This is a genomic window from Syntrophomonas wolfei subsp. methylbutyratica (genome assembly GCF_001570625.1).
Classification (GTDB): domain Bacteria; phylum Bacillota; class Syntrophomonadia; order Syntrophomonadales; family Syntrophomonadaceae; genus Syntrophomonas; species Syntrophomonas methylbutyratica.
The window spans coordinates 13,601-36,098 of the sequence record NZ_BBQT01000004.1 but is presented as its reverse complement, the minus strand read 5'-3'; the positions used below and the strand labels follow the sequence as shown (position 1 = coordinate 36,098).

The window sequence follows — 22,498 nt, the reverse complement described above, 5'->3', positions numbered from 1 at the left end:
TCTACTTTATTTTTCATCATATCACCCTCACATTCGTGTTCGGTGCAAGAAGCTTGAAAATTTCAAACACGTTTATTTTTTCAGGTGAACTGTTGAAGCTACTGTCGCGGAATACGGCACGCAGAGGCTTGCGGCTTGCGATCTCACGGATTGCCTTTTCACTAATACGTTCCTCGAAGCAGGCTATCAAATCGCCGTCATTGTAGGTATGGATAGTGAAGCCATCGATTTTCTCGTGTGTGTGGGGCATGGACAGCGGCAATCCCCAATCGAGCAGGCAACCATAAAGCAAATCCAAATCGGTGCGGTCGGGCTTGATATTGCTCTCCATCAGGGCAATCATGTCTTGTGTATAGTCGCCTGCAGCATAATACACATCTTTCATGTTGGTGTCGTCGAGCTTGAGGACACGGAAGCCGATATCGAGATTCAGCGCGGTCAAGCCCGCTTCAGCTTTGATTTTATCCCCGGCACGACGGATGCGTTCTTTGCCGATTTCGCAAATGTTTTTGTATCCCGCCTTCGCAGCTTTTGTCCCGTCAGCGCACACTTCGGGTAATTGCACCATGATAAATTTACGCTTTCCACCATCTTCAGCATTAAGTTGCATAACAGCATGAGCAGTGGTAGCAGAGCCAGAGAAGAAATCAAGTATTATTCCATCTTTTTCGTCGTTGAGGATTTTGAGTAAATGCTTAATCAGATTTACTGGTTTTGGGAAATCAAACGGAATGTCGAGTCTCTTGAGATCTTCGCTCCCGTTTCGGTTAAGAAACTTATCAAATAAGTCTCTTGGAAGGTTGCCACTTTCTTGTTTGTCAGATAAGTAACTTTTTGTGTAAAGATTCCAACGAGCGGGTTTGCCCTGCTCGTTTATAAGCGGAGAGCGTGTAGACTCCTTGAACACTATTAGGTGCTTTTTTAGTTCGAAATTATCAAGGCTCCAACGCCAAACACCATCGCCATCAACTGGCTTTTCAGGAGGGAAAGTAGTGCCGGGTGGGATAACCTTTTCCCCATCAGGGCATTCAATAAAGTATCTTTGATTGGGACGTGTTTCTAAAGTTGATAAATAAAATGCAATATCATCCCTATAGTATTCGCCTTTACGTTCACCGACCGTTTCGATTTTTTTAAACTGTGAACTGTCGACTTCGTCAGAAAATCCCGGTAGATCATATATGCTTTTTGCGAAACAAAGCAGATAATCCTTGCTTGGCGCAAAGTAGTTTCCTCTGAATGATGTGGTTTTCGCAACGCGACTAATAATGGCAATGAAGTTTTCTTCTCCAAACACCTCATCGCACAACTTTCGCAATTGTGCAACTTCACCATCATCAATGCTAATGAAAATTACACCATCCTTTGAGAGCAAATTCCTCGTCAACACAAGGCGAGAGTAAATCATACTGCACCAACCTGAATGAAATCGTGGATTTGTTTTTAGGTTAGCGCGAAAGTTAATATTGCCTTCATCATCATAGGCATCAATACCATCGTCATATTCTTCAGCATCCATACCGTTATCATCGTTATAAACAAAACTGTCGCTCCCCGTGTTGTACGGCGGGTCGATATACACCATTTTCACCTTGCCGAGGTAGCTTTCTTGCAGCAATTTCAGCACATCAAGATTGTCGCCCTCTATGTATAGGTTCTCGGTCATGTCCCAGTCCTTGCTTTCCTCCACGCAGGGGCGGAGGGTCTTACGAATCGGACGCCCAGCTTCGGCAATAGCTGCGCGCTTTCCCACCCATGTAAACTCATAGGCTTCATCGCCGTATACCTCATCACCCAGCATGGAGCGCAGTAGGTCAAAATTAACCTTCCCCTCGGTAACCACACCGGGAAAAAGTTCGGCTATTTTCGCCACATTCTCGGCGGTGAGATTCGGTGTTTCAAATTTAGGTTTATTCATGAGCGGGTTCCTCCGTTTTCATAAATTGTAAGGCTCGGCTGTTAAAATCAATTTCACTAACAACGGCACTTAAGCAGTTGAACAAGTTTTCGTGAGCCTCAGCCAGTTTGTGCATTTCAGCATCAATATCTATTTCGATGGGCGGTTCAAAGCTCTTTATCTGTTCTTTTTCTCCACCGTCCTTTTGGATAAAAACCATAAATGGGTCGTCTGCCTCGATGTACTTGTAATCAAGTCCACCCTTATGCTTGGTGTAGTTTGACCATTGCCGAACTTCATCAATTTGTGCGCTGCACGTTTTCAGCATTTTTCGAATGTCCTTGTAACCACGGGCTTTTAATTCAGCAACAACAAGGTCAAACACACAAAGTGAAATAATCTTTTTATCATCCCACGTCGAGTCATACGGCTTATCGTCTCTGTCTTTTGTAGCAGTATAGAGTTTTAAACTCCAGTATACGATTTGCAAAATGTGGTCGTAGCAGTTCGCATACCATGTTGCCGCCGTTCCAAAGTAAATACAGCGAAATAGAAACTGGGGCGTATATCCAGTATTCCAGTTAAGTCCCTCATTTGACTCAAACCACTCGGCACTCTTCATTGTGAAAAACCGTGCGATTTCAAGGCACTCTTTTGCCTTTTTAACAAAATGGACGGCGTTCCTATCATCTTTTTCAGGCCATGTTTTGAAAGAGTTAAACTCGAAAAAGCGCATCCGTTCCGTAAAAGCGAGATATTCGCTTATATAATCCTTGTAATTTTTGACTTCGCCACGATATTCAATTTGGCAATTATCCAAGACAGCATCCAAAGGCGAAACAGCCTCGGCTTTGTGCTTCTCAATAAAGGTATCCAAAGGATAGGCTTCGCCGCCTTCGATTATTTTGAGAAAATCCTGACTTGCAGGATATGTTTTTGCAGTAAAAGTAAATTTCATATTCACCCCATCCTTTCCAATTTGGCACATAGCCGCTTCAATTCGCCGTTCAACTCAACTTGTTTATTAAACTGCTTTTCACGCAGTAGTTTTTTCTCCAAAGCGGCAATGTCCCGTTCGAGTTTTTGCCGCTTTTTATCACGGTCTACGGCTTCTTCAATATCGCCGTCCGTTCCGAGCCGACCGCCAGAAATCTGCCTCACTAAGTTTTCATATAGAGCATCCAGATTTAACCCCTCGAACTTCAACGTAAAACCACCAAGCGGCTGCCAGTCGGTGTTGTAGAACGTGCCGGATGCTTCAATCCACAACTGTGCCTCGTCGCCGAACACGAGAATAAACAGGATTTTATACGGTATTGCTTTGGCAATGGCGGGCAGAACCCGCTTGTCGAGTTCCCGTTGGCGAAGCTGAATTTCAAATATCTGAATTTCCGCAACTGTTTCGCCTGCACTGATCGCCATCGTGCTATCTGCAAGCTTGTTTCGCCAGAAGACTGAATCTATCTGATCCTTTATCATCTCACGCGTTTGGGGCGCAAGAGCTGCGTTTTGATAAAGCTTCTCTTTTGCAACACGGCGGTTTACCTGCGTTGAGCGTGGCAATCCTAACATCTCGTCACCTCACCACAAGGAAGCAAATCAATTCAAAATCATCCAGCCCGCTGATACTGGTATTCAGGGCAGATGTACCGCCCGGGCTGAACAAGCTATCGATATCGCTTTCCTCTTTTACTTCAATGATTGAGTTGATTGCATCCGACAACAACGTGGACACGCCGCACATATCTCGCCCGTCTTTCGTCTCTTTATTGAAGTCTTGGCAGGCTTCCATCGTTGGTTCGGTTTTGCCCCTGCAAAGAGAGCGGAACTTGTCAAGGAGTTCCTTTGGGGAAAGATGGTCGCAAATGACTTCACCGTCCGTTCCTATGTACACCATGTAAAACGGGTGGAGGCGGTTCTGCATATCAATGTTCACGCTGTTGTTGCGGTTCTTCAAAACGAACACGATTCCCGGCGGACAATCCTCCGAAGCGGGGACAACCGCGTGAAGCCCAAAAGGAACTTTATCCATGTCTCCGTTGTTTTTTACATATTCAAGCAGATCGAGTCGGAACTCGTTCAACCCTAAATCCATAATGGAGATGCCAGACTGCATATCTTCAATATCCACAACTTCCTCTTGGAGTCGTTTGAGTTGCGCTTTGCGGTATTCAAGGTCGCCTTTTTCCTCGGCGTTGATAAGGTCGTCGTCACCGGTTGCGGTCATGACAGAAATCCGCATCCTTGTTTCCACTCTACCTTTAAGGAAGAGGTATTCGTCCAAATCCACATCCGGCCAGAAGTTCACAAGTTGAATTACCTCATTGCGGCTGCCGATACGGTCAATCCGCCCGAAACGCTGAATGATACGGACGGGGTTCCAGTGAATATCGTAGTTGACGCAATAGTCGCAGTCTTGTAGGTTCTGTCCTTCCGAAATACAGTCTGTGGCAATCAGCACCGAAATGTCAGAGGTGTTGTTTGGCATCAAAAGGTTTTTGTCCTTTGAAATCGGGGAGAACAAGGTCAGCACCTCGTTCATAGAAGCCCGCTGTCCTTTTATCGTGGTTTTGCCATCAACACTTCCTGTAATCATAGCCGTATCAAGCCCAAATTTAGACTTCACGAATGAACTAACATGGTGATACAGATATTCTGCCGTATCTGAGAACGCTGAGAATATCAGGATTCTTCGGTTGCCATCGTTAATCGGGTTCATCAGTTTGCCTTCGATAAGTCCGAAAAGCGTCTGGAGCTTTGTGTCGTGTTTTGGTGTGATATCATCAATCAACATTTTCAGCAAGGCAAGCTCCTCGCTGTCTTCTGAAAGCCTGTCTCGCCATGTTTTATAATCCATGTCGCCAAGGTCAATCTTTATGCTGTGTTCGGCGGCAAAATACTCCGTATTGCGATCATCATCGTCGAAGTCCGCGTCGCCTGTGAGTTCCCGTCCGTCGATAACAGAATAGCCGCCACTTGTGTAGGCATCTATTTCGGCAATTGTGCTATCGATTAATTGCTTAACTCGCCCAACAGTGAGCCGAAAGGACTCCACTGAGCTTTCGAGGCGTTTCATGAGGTTTATGCTCATCAAACGGCGTATACCCATCTCACGCCCTGCGCGGTTGATGTTGCGGGAGGTATCAACATATTTGTGGAGCATACTTGGGAATATGTAATCGGTGGGGATATACACCGAGAGATTCAATTTCATTAGTTGCTCATAAATTTCGCTGTAGTTTATTGCGCTTTCTAAATCGGTCAGGCGCGGTCGTAAAGAGATGGGCTTTAATCGTTCGGGAAATGAGCCGATCTCCTTCATATTGTAATATTTTTCTATATGTTTACGGGAGCGAGCGATGGTCACGCTGTCCAACACTTCAAAAAAGTCAAAGTCAAGCGACTTCAACAGCGAGGTCGTAGTTCTTTCGTCCTCTTCCTGCTTATTCCATTGGTTGAATTGCTTCTGTGCGCTTCTGAAAATTTCATCTATGGTGCGCTTTATACCGAGTTTTTCATTGATAAGGTTCGGGTTACCCTCGTAAGAAAGCTCAAGCTGGTGGCGAAGATCGGTAAAACGGTTGTTGACTGGGGTAGCCGAAAGCATCAAAACCTTCGTCTTTACGCCCGTGCGTATAACACGGTTCATCAAACGAAGGTAGCGATTCTCGCGGCGGTCTTCTCCATATACTTCACCGCCGTTTCTGAAGTTATGGGACTCATCGATTACCACAAGGTCATAATTTCCCCAGTTAAGCCTGTCCAAATCAAGTCCGTTGGATTTTCCGCGATCCCTTGAAAGGTCCGTATGATATAGCACATCATATCGCAAGCGGTCGGCAGCTATTGGGTTGTTCACATAGTTGTCTTTATATGTATTCCAGTTATCCGACAACTTCTTAGGGCACAAAACAAGCACGGAGCGGTTGCGATTTTCATAATACTTAACGACAGCAAGGGCGGTAAATGTTTTACCAAGCCCTACGCTGTCTGCAAGGATACATCCGTTATATGATTCAAGTTTGTTGATGATCGCAAGTACGGCGTCCTTTTGGAATGCATATAACATATTCCAGATTTTACTTTCTTTAAATCCCGTCGCTTCATTGGGTAAAACGTCCTCGGAGATATCCTCCAAGAACTCATTGAAGATATTGTATATTGCCACAAAGTAAATAAACTCTGGTGCGTTTTCGTTATAGGCCGCAGTGATACCGTCGATGACCTGCTCAGTCACATCTTGCATCAGGCTCTTGTCGTTCCAAATTTGATTAAACATACGGATATACTCGCCGGAGAGCGGCGCAAACATCTTATTAACCGGATTAATGATATTGTTCCCACGCTCGCAACCGATGTCGGAAGTGGTGAACCCATGTAGTGGCATATAGGTCGTGCACTCATTTCCTTCAACATTCATAAAACCACTGATGTTCCCGCCTGTGAGGTTGGAACGGAACTTTACCTTCTTACGAATCCATTCGGAACACTCGCGGGCAATTGCCTTTTGTGTCAATTCATTACGAAGCTTCACTTCAAACTCCGTGCCGTAGAGTGAACGCTCACGGTTAAGACGTGGGATATAGAACTCTCGTTTTTCCTTGGGCGCCTTCTCATGCAGGAAAGTCGGGGAGGTGAAAATAAAACGCAACTCATCGATGCCATCAAGCTGTTTCTTGAGGGCTTGGTACGCATATATGGAGAAACATGCAGCCGCTATGGACAGCTTGTCGCCCTTGTTTATCGAAACGGTCAAGTCGTCCTTAACCGTTTTATTCACATTATCAAGCATTTCTGGCATTTGCATATTATTGACTCCTTAGAATTTCATTCGATTTACTCCTTGATTTTGCCCTTGCGTACCCACTCGTCGACTTCGGAGATTTTAAACTTATAGCGTTTCCCGGCTTTATTAACGGGGAGTTTACCTTCCCGCATCCACGTGCGGACAGTGTCCTTGCTTACACTGAGATACTCGGCGATATCCTCAAGATTCACCCATTTTTCGGTTATATTTTTATCAATCTCGTTGCTCATGTTAAAACCTCCATAATGTATATATCTCGTTTTGTTGTGGTTACAACTCTTAAAACAGAGTGTTTATTACATCTGCTTTGCGCAGCTTCTCAATTAGATTTATCTGTTTTATCGTCCAATGTGTACGATCAAATTCATTGAATGCCGAAGCGCTATCGATAGAGAGTTCACAAGCAAGCTCATTGAGTCGGCGCTGCGAAATGGCGTACAGCAAATGAAAACACACCTTGATGCCGTTATCTTGAACTACTACTTCATCAACAAATCCGAGATAGGCATCTTGATTTTCACCTGCACGACAATATTGATGATTTCTGCTTGCGAATATAGCTGGGAAGGTTTTTATTGCTGTAATGGCACCCATATCTAATTTGGCGTATTTGGCTTTTAATTCGGGTGCTATACTCTCGGTCAAAGCACATTCCTTCGGTACCATAAAATGGCCTCCGGTGAACAATTCATCACCAATAACGAAAAGGCTATAATAATCTTCATTTACAGTGCGTCTTGTCGGGAGCGCGACCCCACTTGTCTGAACTACAGGAATATACACGCTTTTCATATTCACCGCATTCGCGTGAGCAATCAGCGTGTTCCCATCACCGGGTAGGTTTATATTTGCCGATGCGCCTGTCGATGGAAGGACAGCCGTTGAGATTAGTTTTGGTTTTTCACTCATCTTTCTGTCCTCCATTCTTAATATTTACTGTATCTACATGATTATAGAAATTGTTGTTATTGCCAGATACGTTGAAGTTAAAAAATGTTGGATTGTTGTTTATAACCTGCTGCGTCAAATTCGATGCGGCAGGTTCTTTTTCTGTCGATTGTTCCTCGTTAGGAATTTCATCATTTATCATAGGCTCGTCCACAAATGGCTCATCAACAATTTCGGCATCGACACTTTCTCCAAAGCCTTCAAAGTAGTTTAGCGTAATATTCCTTGTAATAAGGTTTGCAAGGTTTCCTTTATATTCACGCTTTCCCCCTCCGGTTGAAGGACACCATAAATTGATTGTTTCCTTGCCAAAAGTATTCTTTTCTGAACGGGTTACTGCAAAATGCCAAACACCTAATAAAAATGATTGCAGGCAAACACTTGTTGCTTTGAGAATATCGGATTTTGTTATTGCATCACCACTTTCCAAAGCAAAGAAAGGTTGACTATCATTAATGGAATCATCAACTTCAATCAGGGCTAAAAGTTCTTTAACCAATCGCTCATCTTTTCTCATGCTGCCTGTATCAACGAGCAATTCTATTACCTTGCACATTTCGGCTAATGCGGAGAAATAATTTTCTTTTACCCGCGCATTGAATGCAGTCAGTGCCGCATCGTCACCAAAAGGATATATTGAGCCTCCTTCATTTTTACAGGTCTTATATTGTGAAGTATTGCCGCTAACTGTGCTGTCAGCGAATACAAATATGTTCTGCCAGTCAGGAACGATCACCTTAGATAAGGCGAACAGAGCTATGGGTTCGGAATAGGGCTCCGGATTCCCCGCATAATATTCATTTGCTCCACGTAGGGGCTTTCTTGCACGTAAAAACAATGTAAAGAAAGTGCCGCCGCAAAGGCGCTGCTTAACTATTTTTGCCATATATTTTCACCGCTTTTCAAAAAAACTAACTCGGCGAACTCTAACCAACTCTACGAAGTATGGTTGGCGAACTCGGCGAACCATTTTATGTCCTTGTGAGAAATCGCAGGGGCATTTTTTGTTGCTCTTGTACGGTGGCGAAGGTGCAAAAGCCAAATTTAACAACCCGCACTAAACACTGTTAAACCATTATATCACGCACCAATCCGAAAAACAATGATAACAGTGTGAATCTGTACAAAACTTCCATATTTCCTCCCTGCGATTGCTCACGCAATTCAAATCACAGGAGGAAATCTGATGAAAAAACAAGCAAATCAAAGTCAAAACAAATCTTTTAAACCTACCCCCATTCCGCTCCGCACGAAATTCGGTGAGCCGATGGCTTACTACACCTTATCGGACGATGGAAAAACCCACACCGAAGTTTCTCGTTTCGTTTGTCTTGCCCGTACCGAAGAACCCGAAAACCCATTTCAACAACGCTGCTATGTCGATGAAGAATCCGGCCTTGTTGTCCGCCTTCCCTGTAATCAGATTGGTGAAGACCTTGCACGGGACAACATGCGCTCTATCTGGCGAGAGCAAAAGTACCAGGAGCGTAAATTCCAATGCGTATGGAAAGGCACAAGCAAATGCGATCAGAAATGTGAGACATGTAAGTCCCGCACGAGCCGAACCGTTGAACTTGATAAGCCATTGGGTAACGATTCTGATGGATCGGATACATTTTACGAGCCTTCTGACCCTACTGATATCACAGAAATTTTAGAACAAAAGGCTGTATTAGACACACTCCACGCCGCCCTTGCTACTCTCACCCAAGGAGACCTTGAACTTATAAAAGACCGGGTTATCCTTGAACAAACCGTGCGTGAATTAGCGCCCAAGTATGGTTTTAAATCATCACGCAGCATTACCGTTCATGTACGCCGTATCCTTGACATTCTGCGAAATGACGAAGCCCTGAAGAAGTTTTTCGAGTAACCACTCTCCGTGGTACGCAACCGCCCCTCTTCTGTCTGTAGACGGTAGAGGGGCGGCAAAGCTTCTCGGAAACGGAGGTAAGAAAATGCAAACAGAAGCAAATGAAAGGAACGCGAAAATGCGTGATGCCGAGCTGGATGAAGAACTTGCAGGCATGGGTTCGATTGCTCATTTTATAAAAAAGATTAAATGTCGGTACGCAAAGCAACCCCTCCTGTCTGTAGGCAGTAGAGGGGTTGTTGCCTCTCGAAAAAAACTTTTCAGGAGGTTCAATATGAACGGATTACAAGTGTTCTCCTATGAGGGGAACGAAGTCAGGACTGTCCAAAAGGGTAGTGAAATTCTCTGGGTGCTTAAGGATGTGTGCGGCATTCTCGGGATTGAGAAATATCGCGACGCAGCAGCACGATTAGACGACGATGAAAGAGAGCCGGTATTAGTGGACACCCTTGGTGGACGACAGGAAATGATCGCAGTTACTGAAAGCGGGCTTTACAGCATTATTTTGTTATCCCGCAAACCCGAAGCCAAAAAGTTCAAACGCTGGGTAACCCATGAGGTGCTTCCCACCATCCGCAGGCATGGCGCGTATGTCACTCCCGCCAAATTAGAAGAGTTGATGAACAACCCTGACTCTTGGATTAAAGTGCTGACCGCCCTTAAGGAGGAGCGCGCTGCCAAGGAACGTCTGCAACTGGAAGCCACCGAGAATAAACCAAAGGTTATCTTCGCCGATGCGGTGTCTGTCTCCGACGGAACCATCCTCATTGGTGAGTTGGCAAAAATCCTCAAAGGCAACGGTATCGAAATCGGCCAGAACCGTCTGTTTGAAAAACTTCGTCAGGACGGCTACCTCATCAAGCGCAAAGGGACAGATTATAACGCACCGACCCAAAGGGCGATGGAGCTGGGGCTTTTCCGGGTCAAGGAAACCGCCATCACTCATTCAGACGGCCATGTCACTATCAGTAAGACCACAAAGGTCACAGGCAAGGGACAGCAGTTTTTTATCAATCTCTTCCTTGGGAAAGGGGTAAACAATAATGAATAATGAGAAAAAGCAAACCATCAAAACGGCTCTGAAGAAGGTTGGCAAAGTAGTCTGGTCAGCGCTCCCGTGGGTATTGATGTGGATTGGGCTGACATGCTTCTTCTCACTCCTGTTTATCAGCGCGGACAAAAGCGCAGAACGGTCAAAACAGCTTGCCGCGCTTGAAGCTGAGAACGCTATGTACGAATCGGTAAACGCCCGCCTTGATGAAGAAATCGACTGGCTGCGTTCGCTCGTAGAGCAGTATTACCAAAGGGAGGTGCCAGATGGACAAGTACAATAGCGAGGGTTATCCCGACCCGACCGCCTATGAAGCATTGACGGCGGTTGCTAAATCAGAAGCCCCGATGAAAACTTATCGTCCGCTTGTTTACCTCGCTTCACCTTTCGCAGGAGACACGGAAAGAAACATAGAACGGGCAAGAGGATATTGCCGCTTTGCTGTTTCCAAGGGGTGTATCCCGATTGCGCCCCACCTCCACTACCCGCAGTTCATGGATGATGATGACAGAGAGCAGCGAGAATTGGGGATGTTCTTTGCCCTTGTCCTGCTTGGCAAATGCGATGAGCTATGGGTTTTCGGTAAGCCATCTGATGGTATGTCCCGCGAAATCGCTAAGGCAAAAAAGCGCGGTATACCTATCAAGTACTACAACCACAAATGTGAGGTGCTGGAATATGGAACTTAAAATCGCATATGGCGACAGCCGTCTTTCAAAACGGTACCTTCAAAAGAATCCTGGTTGATTACAAGATTGAGAATGCCCGTTGCCGCAGCAAAAAACGGTGGTTTTGGCAGGCAACTCTAGCGGCTCTAAACCAGCACTTGGATGCTCAAGTTGCTTTATTGAAGCCTTCTATTCTTTCGGAGGTTGGTATTAAGACTATCTCGAAAGCAGCCTAATAACATGTTCCCAAAAACTGCAGGCTGTTAGTTTTCCCGGGTTTTAAAAACCTTTGAAACGCCGGCTACTTTCCTGCTGCCTTTTTCTGGTAGCTATTCTTTTCCTTTTGCTTATTTTAGCTATGTGAAGTTGTCAAAGAGCTTTGTCTGTTGGTTTTTCCAACTTATCCCTACTCAGCTGTTGAGTTTCCGAGATACTACTATGTAAGATTGTTGCAACATTTTTCTGAGTTTCACTAACAACCTATTTTATGCGCACATCCAACCAGACCACACAACCCCAAAAACTTCCGAAAAAACATCTAACCTGACCACTCGCGACCCCTGACATCTAACCCGACCACTCGCGGGGCTATGACATCTAACCTGACCACTTGACTATCAAATACCGCCCTTATGGACTTGTTTCCGCGAAGCGCTATTTTCATGTTTTTCGCTCAATGAGTTTCACACCCATGTGTGCTAAAAGCCTTGATATATAAGGGCTTTCAGCTCGCTTAATCTTTTACCCTTGACATCCATACCACCGTCTCAACGTGATAAGTCCGGGGGAATATGTCAATGGGTTGAATAAGAAGGGGGCGGTATCCAAACTGGCCAAAGAGGGCCAGGTCACGGGGCAGGGTGGCAGGGTTGCAGGAGACATAAACGATTTCCCGGGGCGATATCCTGCTGCAGGCCTGAATCAGTTCTTTTTTACAACCACTTCGCGGGGGATCAAGCACTATCACATCAATAGGCTCATCTATCCGTACCACTGCTCTTTCACAGACCGCGTATGAACTCTACATTGTATATGCCAGCTTCTATAGCATTACTACGAGCATCATGAATAGCCGGTTCATAGCTCTCCACCCCAATCACCCGTTCCGCTTTTCTGGGATAAGCCAGCAGTGGGAAATGGGAACTAGCTGACGGCTAGCCTCACGAAAGAAGCCGAGAACAGGCTCCTGCTTCCCCGTTGCGGCCATATGCCAGGTGACCTTGTTGCGATAATGCCAGGGCTCCGGCATTGATAGGAACGGTTCAACCACGGTAGCGATCTTGGCGATACTCTGAATCCCCGCAGCTTCCGCTTTTTGAGCAAAACGAATGGAATCATCCCTTAGAGTTTCATCCTCTCCCACATAAATCAGAAGCGGCGGAAGTCCTTGAAGTTCCCCATAAAGCGGCGATATATAAGGCAAGCCCAAATCGTTATCTCCGGCGTAATGCCTGGCGCAGGCACTGGCCAGGCCCGCAGGAGCCAGACATACCCTGGCTTTAGTTCTATAAGACTCACCGCTGCACTTGAAATCAGTTACCGGAGAATAGGACACTGCTGCTGCCGGAAGAGGCATGCCCTGGTCCCGCAGAGCTAATAATGCAGCTAATACCAGGCCTCCTCCAGCCGAATCTCCAACAAACACAATGTTAGAATTGCCCATACCTTGATCCAACAACCAACTATAGGCTGCCAGTGCATCATCCAACGCAGCCGGAAAGCGATGTTCCGGAGCCAGGCGATACTCAAACAGCAATGCGGCAACCCCGCTATTTTTCACGAACTTAGCGACAATCGCCCGGTGTGACTGGCATGTACCGGTTACGTATCCCCCGCCATGAAAATACAATATACCTCTATCTTTCTGCGCAGCGGTGTAAAAGATCCATTCCGCCGGCATATTATCAATGTCTACCGGGGAAACCATGATCCCTTCCGGTTCCGGTAGTTTGCCAAACTTACCAGCACCCTCTTCAACATCCCGGCGAAAACGCAGGATAGCCTCATAGTCATTCCAATCAACATTTTCCTTTTTCATACGCAATCGGAACAAATTGCGGTTTTGCATCAATAACTTTATCATACGCGCCCGTAAACTAAGCATTTTATATTCACCCCGCCCTTATTCAAGCATTATCCAAAGCGTTCCAAGCGTTTTCTATGGCGAATTTAACTTCTCCATATATTCTCTTTTTCTTCTGGCGATTTCTTCACGGCCGGATTTAATTACGGCAATAACATCAACTTGCTCAATCGCATCATCAAATACCGGCTGTCCATCTCCCGATAAAGATACCTGATAGCAAGAACCATCCCTATTCCGGGTTAAATACCCAGCATCTACTAACATACGTCGCAATGTAACATGATCAATATCTCTCATTGGAGTAAGGTTACTTATATTACTTATCCAATAATCAAGATTCTGGTTAATCTCTTTCTCGCTGAAGATGGCTGTTTTATCTAAAGTTAGAATTGCACTTTTGAGCAGAACATGCAAATTAGTATAATCACTGGGAAATTCGGATAGGCCGCTTCGCAAAAATATATTAAGCAAACGTTTTATAAAATGCTCCTGGGAAATTATTTTTTTATTTACCATATCATATTCCTCCCCTAGCTCCATTCATGAAAAGATCAACAATGTACTCAATAGCTACCTGGGCATCAAAAGATTCCGGCTTCATGTAAAACTCCTGAGCCACTTCAATAAAAGCAAACTCAAATAGTGCAAGCAGTATATCCAAGGGTATATCCTGCCGGATTTCCTCGTTTTCCTGTCCCAGTACAATAATTTCCCTGGCCAGCAGTTTAATACCGCTTTTCACCCCCGCGTCTCGGTGCAGGGAAATCATATTTTGTATCTGGTAAACAAGATATTTTTCAAAAACATCCTTTTGTGCCCGTACCCCTGCTATTAACTCGCTTAGAATCCAAATCATTCGCGTCCTGGTATCAGGTAGCTTTCGCAACTGTAAAATTCGTTCAGCTCTTCTATCCTCAAAAGAACGCTGAATGTATTCGCTAAGTATTGCTTCCTTGACGGGAAAATAATTATATAGAGTTCCTTTGGCAATATCAACCTCCCTGGCTATCTGCTCCATACTTGTGCTGTCAAATCCCTGCTCTCTAAACAGGTTCATAGATATGGAAATAATCTTCTGCCTGGTTTTTTCCTTTTTTCTTTCCACCCGGTTTCCGACAGCCCTTTTTTTAGTGTTCATTCTCAACCTCCATTAAACATTGTCCCGCGTTGTGCATATTCTATGTTTATACTATGTATAACTCTGTCCCTCGTTAGTTTATCTCGTTCTCCTGATTTTTGCAAGCAAAGAATTTCATGATTCTCTCTTTAAGCGTCGGAAGAAAATGCGGAGCAGTTTCAACACACCGATGCAACGAGGGCAGGCAATTAGAACCCACCCGGGCGATTGTGCCCAAACCCCGGATTTTGATGTTTGATGAAGCCACTTCGGCCCTGGATAATATCACCCAGAAACAGGTGTCAGAAGCCCTGGATTCTATGAAAAGCACCCGGATCGAGCCCACCGGCTTTCTACCATTCGTCATTGTGATCGCATCTTAGTCCTTGATAACGGCAAAATCAAGGAAGACGGCAGCTATGACGAACTGCTCCATAAGGACGGTTATTTCGCCGAACTGGTGGAGAGGCAGAGGCTGGATAATGACTCATTTGTGGGCAAGACCACGCTGTTTTAGGGCTGTCAACCAAAATTTTTTTACATCCTGAGCTACTTTTTCAAGTTCATCGTATATATATAAGTATACTTTTGGTAACAAAAGCTTTTTCTGGTTTAAAAAAATAAAGAGGTAGGAGGGTAATTCAATATGAAAAAAGATTTAAACCATCAATTACTATTGGAAGAGCAGCTTAAAGCTGTGCAAGGCGGGCGCGGTAATTCATTAGTGACGGTCATACTTAGATGTTTATATCCAGGATGCACCTGGAGTCATCGTTGTTCTCCATCAAATGAGCAGCAAGCACGTCAGGAGCATACTCAGAACAACCCAGGACATAATGAATTTTCTGCGGACGTACAAAGCCCTATGTAAATAGGAATAGGCAGCGGTGTGCTACAAATACCTGTAAGTTTCCTCCGATGTTTAATTCGAGCTTTGCCAAAAAGGCCAAACTGAGCAATGCAGCGAGTTTAGAGTATGATTAAGAATGGAGGAATGAATAATGGAAAAGTCTAAAATTTCAGACCAAGAACTCAATAAGGTATCCGGGGGCCGTGGTGAAAACGAGAGGTTTTATTGCGATAAGGTATCAGATAACCAGACCTTTGAAGTCTTTTTTTTGAGACGTTTCATGAATAATGAATGCCCTTGTTATAATGGCTATGGTAATTATCAGGTCTGCACACAATGTGATCATCTGAAAAGAAAATCCTAAGCAAAATAATGGGGAAGCCTTATCAGAAACCGGTTGCGTATCCCACCATAAAAATACAGTATGACTCTTATACTAAAAGGAAAAACAAGCATCAACAGAACAAGGCCTGGTAAAACAGTAAAATAAGGATGTCAGAGGAGATTGTTTGAGGAGGAGTATCAGTAAGGTTGGCTTAGAGGGTAATAGAAACGAGTATGGGCAATCTTTAAGCATCAGAAGAAACTGCGAAGCAGTTTCAACACACCGCTGCAACGAGGCGGGGGATAAGAATCCTCCGCCTGTTTTGTCCCCTTGTCCAAATAAGATAAGTGCACTCCTTGTATATTTAAACTAAATCGTAATCTTCGCTCTTTCCCGTATAAAAGCAATCTCGCGATCGATGTCACCTTGAATCTCGGCAATGCGGCTCTCGGCGTCAGGACCTTTAAGCAGGCGGTTGAAGCGACCCTGCTTCATTAAGTATTCATCCACCGGGGCAGCGTCTTTTTTACCGCTGATGATAAGCGAGCTGGGGTTATTAAAGCTGATCTTGCCATTTTCCGCTTCCCATAACAGCCAGGCACCGCTGCGAACAGCCATACGGCTCATCTGCACGGTTTCAGGCATATCGAACTGCCAGCCTAAATAGCAGGGGGCCTGAATTTCGATGTATTTCATACCCGGGATGTTTTTGGCTTTTACCACCTTATCGTACAGGTCGCCGGGGTAAGCCACGGTAGCAGTTGCTACATAGGGAATATTATGCTCCAGCATCAGCAAGGCCATGTTTTTCTTGGGCTGGCGCTTGCCGGTAGGGGTGGTGGTGGTGAAGCTGCCGCGCGGGGTGGCTCCGCTGCGTTGCACGCCGGTGTTGCTGTAGGCTTCGTTGTTATAGCAAAAGAAAATTATATTATCGTTGCGCTCGGCTGCGCCTGATAAGGCCTGGAAGCCAATGTCATAGGTGCCGCCATCGCCTACCCAGGCGAATACGGTGGGCAGCTCGCCGTGCAGGCGGCCCTTTTCCTGCATTACTTCCAGCGCGTGGGTAATACCGGAGGCTGAAGAGCCAGCGGACGCAAATGTAATATTAATGCAGGGCCAATTATAACCCAGCCTGGGGGTCATGCCCATGCTGGCTACCGAACAGGAAGGGGTCAACAGCATGATGGCGTTTGAACCCAGAGCCTTGCCTACGATGCGCAAGCCCATGGTAGCGGGGCAGCCGCCACAGGCCCCGTTGCCGCTTAAAACCTGCTCAATATCCGGTAATTTTTTAATACTGGTAGCCATATCTCATCCATTCCTTTCCTGGTCTATGCTTTTTTATGCTTTTTATTCATCCATCATGGCGCGAATCTCGGCGGCCATGAATTGGCGGGTCAGGTCGATGCCGCCAATGCCCATTACCCGGTTCTTAACCGTGATGTCATTGCGGCGGCCAAAGAGTACGCTTTTCAGCTCCGAAGCCAAAATACCGCCGGGGTGGCCGAAATTATAATTGCGATCCAGTACCATCACCTGCGCATTTTGCGGCAGTGCAGTAATGATATCCTCAGCCGGGAAGGGCAGATACAAACGCGGTCTGAGCAGACCAGCTTTGATGCCCTGCTGGCGAAGGATATCAATGGAAAGTCTTAATTCTGCTCCCATACTGTTGATGGCAAAGGCTACTACTTCGGCGTCTTCCAAGCGATAGGTATCGATGGTGTCACCATCCCACATGCCGGTGATATCCTTGTATTCCTGTGCCGCCTGCTTTACCAGCGGGATGGATGCCATGATATCATCGGACAGCATCTGGCGAAAGGGTGCGTATTCGGGTGCATTGGTCACATTGCTGAAGGAAGAGGGATGAGCCGGGTCCAGCCGCCATTCCGGTTCATACGGGGGCAAGAAACGGTCGATATCCTCCTGTGACGGCAGGGTGAGGGGCATCAGACAATGGGAAATAGCAAAGCCGTCAAAGTTGACCATCACCGGGATATTGATCTGTTCGGCCACGCGGAAGGCTTGCAAAATAGTGTTGAACACCTCCTGATTGGAGGAGCAGTGATATTGAATCCAGCCGGTATCACGCTGAGCCATTGAGTCCTGATGATCAGCCCACAGGGTCCAGGGGGCAAAAATACCGCGGTTAACATTGCACATTACCACCGGCAAACGTCCACCGGAAGCCATATGTAAAACTTCGTGCATATACAGCAGGCCGTTGGCTGAAGTGGCTGTAAAAACGCGGGCGCCGGCAGCGGATGCGGCTACGGCAGCAGCCATGGAGCTGTGTTCGCCTTCCACCGGGATGAAACGGGCGTGCAGTTCGCCATTTTCCACCATGGCGGCCAGCGCTTCCATAATACTGGTCTGAGGGGTAATAGGGTAGCCGGGTACTACGTCCACCCGAGCGCTTTTAACAGCCAGCGCGGCGGCATGGGCACCGGTATCCATAATAACTTGTGCTGTTTTCATACGGCTACTCCTCCATTTCCATGCTGATTGCGCCGGTGGGGCATTCTACGGCGCATACGCCGCAGCCCTTGCAGTAGCGGTAATCAATAGTAATTTCTTGGCGGTCAATGACCGCTTCCGGACAATATACCCAGCAGATCTGGCATTTATTACATATCTGGGTGTCAACTACCGGACGATGCGTTCGCCAGGAACCGGTGTCACCGCCGGCTCCTTTCGTCGGCCAGGAAATGGGCCGGTAGGCTTTCGTAAGTGATTTCATTTATTTCCATTCCTTTCGCTATTCCAAATATACCGTGTGCTCTATGCTAATCGATACGCTGTTTAGGCATCGGCAGTAACTGCGCAGCAGTTTCTACACAGCGCCGCAACGAGGTGGGGTGGATTAAACCCACCGCCCGTTTTATTTATAGAAGCCCGATCGTTTAAAGAAGCGGAGAACATATTCTCACCTCGTTATAAGCCTTGCCGGCAGCGCCCAAATTACGCGCTTCGTTATTGCCCGGCCATTTATTCAGGATGGTTTGTTCCATAATATTTTGCGGAATGTTTAGCACCCGGCACACCGCGCCAAACAGCGGGATATTGATAATGGGGCCATCGGCCGAAAATAATTCGGCTTCGCGGGCGATAGCCTCGGCGTCCACCTGCCAAGTGCAGTATTTCTCCACGGCTTCGGCGTAGGGAGCATTGATGATCACAGTACCGATCTCAGTTATGCCTTCACTGATCGCCGCTTTGGTAAGCTTTTCGCTCATTACTACCACATAATCCGGCAGTTCACATTGACTGTGCGCGTGGATACTGCCGGGGGACATGCGCACTGCTGCCCGCACCGGCGCTCCGCGACGTTCTACGCCAAAGAAAGGCAAGGCCTGCCCTTGTTCACCGTTTTCCAGCGCAGCCTGCGCTAACAAGTGAGCCAGGGTAACGGAACCCTGCCCGCCAAAGCCATTGATTCGTAGTTCTAACATATTGTTCATATCGCTCCTCCATTCTTCTATGCTGTGCCAAAGGCTCTTCTCTAAACAGTACTTATGCCTTGAGCAATTATTCCTCACTGCTTCAAAGTCCATCGGGAAGCAGGTAGATAGTCCTCCCCGATAAAAAAATAAAACCCTTCGCTCAGAACTCTGAGACGAAGGGTTAAACTCCGCGGTACCACTCAAATTAACGGCTAATGCCGTTCACTCCATCAGGATGCGGGATCTTAAGATCCGATATCCCCTTCATTTTAACGGTTGAAGTTCCGTCCGAGCCTACTTTCTAAAATGATTTCGGTCGGCAACTCCAGGGTGAGTTCCACTTGCCTCTTCGACCGCCTCACACCAAACAGCGGTTCTCTATAGCCCGAGGATCAGCTTACTATTCCCTGTCATCGTCATTTTTTTGAATATTGCATTTATTATACTGAGCTGCGGTTTTTCTGTCAACATTTCTTTTTAGCAGCGGAAAGAAACGGCCAAGCAATTTTAACACAGCGCTGCAACGAGGCGGGGGGATTAGAATCCGCCGCCCGTTTTGTCAACGGGAACCGGCCGTTTAAAAAAGCGGGGGCATATTTCACTTCGAGCTTGAATAAGAAAGTGACTTTTTGCAGCGGACTAAACTCTTAATATTTGAGCATCTGCTGTTTTATTCATGTTAAAATAATACAGACTTGCTCGAGCTTTTTGCTTATAGTCAAGGAAATATTCACCAACAGGACGGTGTTATGATGATTGCGACTTTCTCCTTATCCCCGGCGGGAGCCAAGCGTCTGATCGCTCGTGGACTCATAAATGAACCGGTGTTTCAGCAGGCCATGACCCATGGCCGGATGATAATTGCGGTGGGTACCACCAACTCATATATCGCTGAGGAACTGGGTTTCATATCTGCAGACGAGCAACCCCGGTTTGCGGCTGGTGTCGTAAGCGGCGGAGTACCTTGCGTTACTGCTGCTGATACTCGTTTTGCCAACATCTGCCTGGAAAACGGGCGCATCATAAAGGATGTCTCCTGGGAGGAGTTCATAATGGACTTTAACCGGGATGATGTCTTCGTCAAGGGAGCCAACGCCTTTGATGCCGATGGTAATGCCGGGGTGCTGTTGGCTAACCCCAGGGGAGGTACGGTAGGGGGCTCCTTCGGGGTCCTGGCAGCCCGGGGCTGTAAACTCCTGGTACCGGTTGGCCATGAAAAGTTTATTCCTTCCTGTACGGCGGCGGCCCGGTTGATGGGCATTGACCGGCTGGATTACAGCCTGGGGCAGCGCTGTGGTTTGGCTCTGTTGCCCGCAGGCTTTGCCCGGATATATACCGAAATAGATGCCCTAAAGACTTTATTCGCTGTGGAAGCTACGATTGTTGCTGCCGGTGGAGTAAGAGGTTCAGAGGGATCAGTGATGCTTGTAATCAATGGCCCCGATGAAGCAGTAAAAGATGCTCTGGCCCTGGCCCGCAGCCTGTTAAACGAAAAACCCCTGTCCGTGCCCAGGCAGTCCTGCAAGGATTGTCAGGCCAGTGGCAACTGCGTCTTTAAGGAAATTCCCCCAAAAGATTAAACAACATGAAAATAATCTGCTGCATTTAGATATGGAAAGTTGGTATTTTGTTGAATTATAGTAATAGTCAAGGCAGATATCGCCATATAGTGATAATTATTTTGGCCGTAATGTGGGTTTTAGTTTATCTACAGCGTACCAATATCGGAGTCTTGCTGGTAGACCAACGTTTCCTGGAGGAAATGGGCCTGGTCGGACAAGCAGCCCGGCAGGGGATGCTGATGACGGTTTTCCTGCTGGTTTATTCCTTATCCAATATGCTGTCGGTCCCCGTCAGCAACCGCTTGGGACCACGACGGGCGTTGCTTCTGGGGGTTATTATCGGTGCTCTGTCTATGCTGGCCGGAGGCTGGGTGGCTTCTTTTGCTGCCCTTATCCTGGTACGGGTTATACTGGGACTGGCCCATGGCATCTATCACCCTAATATAAGTCTGCTGGTTAAAAACTGGACTCCCCCCCAGGAACGAGGTACGGCCAATGCCGTTGTTGGGGTAGGCGGCTGCCTGGCGCTTATTGTGGCCCTGCCGCTCTATTCCTGGATAAATTGGGGGGTTGGTTGGGAATACAGTTTCTTTATTCCCGGGCTGTTAGGTTTGCTGGCGCTTATACCGCTGGGGTTTAGCTGGATATCTGACCAACCAGGCGATAATCCTTATATATCAACCCAGGAAGCTCAGTATATAGTTTCCCATAACCAGGATAGCGATACCCCTGGGGACGAATCGGCAGTAGATACCCAGGGGGTATGGGAGCTGTTTAAAAATACCTCCTTTTGGTTGATGGCCGTGATATATACCGCCTTTTTGTGCAGCTGGTGGGGACTGATGACCTGGATGCCGCAATACCTGGTGCAGGCTCGGAATTTTGATATCAGCGGTATGGCCGGTTATATATCCCTGGCCTATGCAGCGGCAGCGGCAGGCATACTTATCGGAGGTCGATTAGTAGACCGGGTGCAGCTCCGAAGTGTTATCGGGATAGCAGCCTTATGTGGTGTAGCCTTGACTACCCTGGGCATTGCCCTGGTGCCTTCACCCCTTGGAGCAGTGGTGTTTATGACCCTGGCAATAGGTATTAACGAATTTGTTTATCCTACCGTATGGGCCATTATGCAGACATCATTACCCTCTCACCTGCTGGTAACTGGTTCCGGCATAGTCAGCGGAGTAGGAAATCTATTATCAGCTATTTCGCCTTTCATTCTGGGTTGGTTAATCCAGGTGAGCGGCAGTTATACCGGCGGGCTGTTATTTTTGGTAGCCATGGCCGCGCTGGGAGCAGTATGCTGTGTTTTGCTGTACCGCCAGGAAGCCTCTGCTCACAAGCGCCAGGGAAATGCCATACCCTAAAAGGACATATGCCCACCACTTAAAAGGGGCAGCCTTAGTAAACTTCGTCCCAGCTATCGAGCTGTCCATTTATATATCTATGCTCCCAGAATTAGAAATTATGATTGCGCTCCACCGCTCCTGGGTTTTGCTGACCCGTTATAAGCATTACCGGGTAGAGTATGAGAGTTTCGCTTGCAGCTTTACTTTTCGATTTTTACGGCGGTGCCGTAGACCAGCATTTCTGCGGCCCCACTCATTATCTGGGAACTGCTGAAGCGAATTCCTACAATAGCATCGGCATTTAGTTTTTCGGCTGCCTCTATCATGCGATTTAGAGCCTCTTCCCGGGATTCCACCAGTAATTCACTGTAGCCCTTTAACTCTCCACCTACCAGGGATTTTAGAACAGCTCCAATATCCCTTCCCAGATGTTTTGCCCGGATGGAACTTCCGCGAACCAGGCCCAGAGTTTTGCTTATTTTATATTCCGAAAGATTGTCGGTAGTAACAAGAAGCATA

Annotated in this window: 24 protein-coding genes, 1 pseudogene and 1 other annotated feature; of the genes and pseudogenes, 9 read left to right on the top strand and 16 right to left on the bottom strand. The window is 46.7% G+C overall.

Annotated features, from left to right (window positions below):
* Window positions 1–16: 16 nt before the first annotated feature.
* From AWB54_RS04665 to AWB54_RS04635, 7 genes are read right to left on the bottom strand one after another with little or no spacing between them, the layout of a single operon-like run.
* Window positions 17–1,918: a site-specific DNA-methyltransferase gene (locus AWB54_RS04665; RefSeq protein WP_061213458.1), complete on the bottom strand. Its 1,902-nt coding sequence runs from the start codon at window positions 1,916–1,918 to the stop codon at window positions 17–19.
* Window positions 1,911–2,855, bottom strand: a complete 945-nt coding sequence (locus tag AWB54_RS04660) for a hypothetical protein (protein ID WP_061213457.1) — start codon at window positions 2,853–2,855, stop codon at window positions 1,911–1,913. The genes AWB54_RS04665 and AWB54_RS04660 overlap by 8 nt, the downstream gene beginning before the upstream one ends.
* A 2-nt stretch (window positions 2,856–2,857) precedes the next feature.
* The gene (locus tag AWB54_RS04655; protein ID WP_061213456.1) at window positions 2,858–3,469 is read right to left on the bottom strand and encodes a DUF4391 domain-containing protein; all 612 of its coding nucleotides are present in this window, start codon (window positions 3,467–3,469) and stop codon (window positions 2,858–2,860) included.
* 4 nt (window positions 3,470–3,473) lie between these two features.
* The gene (locus tag AWB54_RS04650; protein ID WP_061213455.1) at window positions 3,474–6,704 is read right to left on the bottom strand and encodes a helicase-related protein; all 3,231 of its coding nucleotides are present in this window, start codon (window positions 6,702–6,704) and stop codon (window positions 3,474–3,476) included.
* Window positions 6,705–6,733: 29 nt separating this feature from the next.
* Window positions 6,734–6,934: a helix-turn-helix domain-containing protein gene (locus AWB54_RS04645; RefSeq protein ID WP_061213454.1), complete on the bottom strand. Its 201-nt coding sequence runs from the start codon at window positions 6,932–6,934 to the stop codon at window positions 6,734–6,736.
* A gap of 49 nt (window positions 6,935–6,983) precedes the next feature.
* Entirely contained in the window at window positions 6,984–7,613 is a 630-nt protein-coding gene (locus AWB54_RS04640) for a hypothetical protein (RefSeq protein ID WP_061213453.1), read from the bottom strand.
* Entirely contained in the window at window positions 7,606–8,538 is a 933-nt protein-coding gene (locus AWB54_RS04635; RefSeq protein ID WP_061213452.1) for a hypothetical protein, read from the bottom strand. Before AWB54_RS04635 ends, AWB54_RS04640 begins: the two co-directional genes overlap by 8 nt.
* A 300-nt stretch (window positions 8,539–8,838) precedes the next feature.
* On the opposite strand from AWB54_RS04635, the gene AWB54_RS04630 reads away from it, so the two are divergent.
* From AWB54_RS04630 to AWB54_RS04615, 4 genes are all read left to right on the top strand, one after another.
* Window positions 8,839–9,525 carry a sigma-70 RNA polymerase sigma factor region 4 domain-containing protein gene (locus AWB54_RS04630; protein ID WP_061213451.1) on the top strand — a complete coding sequence of 229 codons (687 nt, stop codon included), beginning with the start codon at window positions 8,839–8,841 and terminating at the stop codon, window positions 9,523–9,525.
* 85 nt (window positions 9,526–9,610) lie between these two features.
* Complete coding sequence (locus AWB54_RS04625) at window positions 9,611–10,576, top strand: phage antirepressor (RefSeq protein WP_368664462.1); 966 nt, start codon at window positions 9,611–9,613, stop codon at window positions 10,574–10,576.
* Window positions 10,569–10,859 (top strand): hypothetical protein, encoded by a 291-nt coding sequence (locus AWB54_RS04620; RefSeq protein ID WP_061213450.1) that lies wholly within the window; start codon window positions 10,569–10,571, stop codon window positions 10,857–10,859. Before AWB54_RS04625 ends, AWB54_RS04620 begins: the two co-directional genes overlap by 8 nt.
* Window positions 10,843–11,265: a DUF7768 domain-containing protein gene (locus tag AWB54_RS04615; protein WP_061213449.1), complete on the top strand. Its 423-nt coding sequence runs from the start codon at window positions 10,843–10,845 to the stop codon at window positions 11,263–11,265. Before AWB54_RS04620 ends, AWB54_RS04615 begins: the two co-directional genes overlap by 17 nt.
* 712 nt (window positions 11,266–11,977) lie before the next feature.
* Here AWB54_RS04615 and AWB54_RS04605 read toward each other — a convergent pair.
* From AWB54_RS04605 to AWB54_RS04590, 4 genes are all read right to left on the bottom strand, one after another.
* Entirely contained in the window at window positions 11,978–12,238 is a 261-nt protein-coding gene (locus AWB54_RS04605; RefSeq protein ID WP_082736024.1) for a class I SAM-dependent RNA methyltransferase, read from the bottom strand.
* Between the two features lie 102 nt (window positions 12,239–12,340).
* Window positions 12,341–13,348: an alpha/beta hydrolase fold domain-containing protein gene (locus AWB54_RS04600; protein WP_061213446.1), complete on the bottom strand. Its 1,008-nt coding sequence runs from the start codon at window positions 13,346–13,348 to the stop codon at window positions 12,341–12,343.
* Between the two features lie 54 nt (window positions 13,349–13,402).
* The gene (locus AWB54_RS04595; protein ID WP_061213445.1) at window positions 13,403–13,846 is read right to left on the bottom strand and encodes a DUF2087 domain-containing protein; all 444 of its coding nucleotides are present in this window, start codon (window positions 13,844–13,846) and stop codon (window positions 13,403–13,405) included.
* A gap of 1 nt (window position 13,847) precedes the next feature.
* Window positions 13,848–14,468, bottom strand: a complete 621-nt coding sequence (locus tag AWB54_RS04590) for a TetR/AcrR family transcriptional regulator (protein WP_061213444.1) — start codon at window positions 14,466–14,468, stop codon at window positions 13,848–13,850.
* A gap of 194 nt (window positions 14,469–14,662) precedes the next feature.
* On the opposite strand from AWB54_RS04590, the pseudogene AWB54_RS16775 reads away from it, so the two are divergent.
* The 3 genes and pseudogenes from AWB54_RS16775 to AWB54_RS04580 all read left to right on the top strand — a co-directional run.
* Window positions 14,663–14,964 (top strand): annotated as a pseudogene (locus tag AWB54_RS16775) (NHLP family bacteriocin export ABC transporter permease/ATPase subunit); the annotation flags it as partial.
* Window positions 14,965–15,093: 129 nt separating this feature from the next.
* Window positions 15,094–15,318 carry a hypothetical protein gene (locus AWB54_RS04585; protein WP_061213443.1) on the top strand — a complete coding sequence of 75 codons (225 nt, stop codon included), beginning with the start codon at window positions 15,094–15,096 and terminating at the stop codon, window positions 15,316–15,318.
* A 130-nt stretch (window positions 15,319–15,448) separates the two neighbouring features.
* Window positions 15,449–15,661 carry a hypothetical protein gene (locus AWB54_RS04580; RefSeq protein ID WP_061213442.1) on the top strand — a complete coding sequence of 71 codons (213 nt, stop codon included), beginning with the start codon at window positions 15,449–15,451 and terminating at the stop codon, window positions 15,659–15,661.
* 330 nt (window positions 15,662–15,991) lie between these two features.
* Here AWB54_RS04580 and AWB54_RS04575 read toward each other — a convergent pair whose 3' ends face one another.
* The 4 genes from AWB54_RS04575 to AWB54_RS04560 all read right to left on the bottom strand — a co-directional run bounded on the left by AWB54_RS04575 (window position 15,992) and on the right by AWB54_RS04560 (window position 19,086).
* Window positions 15,992–16,930, bottom strand: coding sequence for a thiamine pyrophosphate-dependent enzyme (locus AWB54_RS04575; RefSeq protein ID WP_061213441.1), 939 nt, complete (start codon window positions 16,928–16,930; stop codon window positions 15,992–15,994).
* A 42-nt stretch (window positions 16,931–16,972) separates the two neighbouring features.
* Window positions 16,973–18,103, bottom strand: coding sequence for a hypothetical protein (locus AWB54_RS04570; protein ID WP_061213440.1), 1,131 nt, complete (start codon window positions 18,101–18,103; stop codon window positions 16,973–16,975).
* Between the two features lie 4 nt (window positions 18,104–18,107).
* On the bottom strand, window positions 18,108–18,365 hold the full coding sequence (locus AWB54_RS04565) for a 4Fe-4S binding protein (protein WP_061213439.1): 258 nt from the start codon (window positions 18,363–18,365) through the stop codon (window positions 18,108–18,110).
* A 163-nt stretch (window positions 18,366–18,528) separates the two neighbouring features.
* Window positions 18,529–19,086, bottom strand: a complete 558-nt coding sequence (locus AWB54_RS04560; protein ID WP_061213438.1) for a 2-oxoacid:acceptor oxidoreductase family protein — start codon at window positions 19,084–19,086, stop codon at window positions 18,529–18,531.
* Between the two features lie 148 nt (window positions 19,087–19,234).
* Window positions 19,235–19,491, bottom strand: a binding site (T-box leader).
* A gap of 326 nt (window positions 19,492–19,817) precedes the next feature.
* On the opposite strand from AWB54_RS04560, the gene AWB54_RS04555 reads away from it, so the two are divergent.
* Together AWB54_RS04555 and AWB54_RS04550 are read left to right on the top strand one after the other, a co-directional pair.
* Window positions 19,818–20,648 (top strand): hypothetical protein, encoded by an 831-nt coding sequence (locus tag AWB54_RS04555; RefSeq protein WP_153014659.1) that lies wholly within the window; start codon window positions 19,818–19,820, stop codon window positions 20,646–20,648.
* 50 nt (window positions 20,649–20,698) lie between these two features.
* Entirely contained in the window at window positions 20,699–21,997 is a 1,299-nt protein-coding gene (locus AWB54_RS04550) for an MFS transporter (RefSeq protein WP_153014658.1), read from the top strand.
* 182 nt (window positions 21,998–22,179) lie between these two features.
* On the opposite strand, the gene AWB54_RS04545 is transcribed toward AWB54_RS04550, so the two are convergent.
* Window positions 22,180–22,497, bottom strand: coding sequence for a YbjQ family protein (locus tag AWB54_RS04545; protein ID WP_061213435.1), 318 nt, complete (start codon window positions 22,495–22,497; stop codon window positions 22,180–22,182).
* Window position 22,498 lies beyond the last annotated feature (1 nt).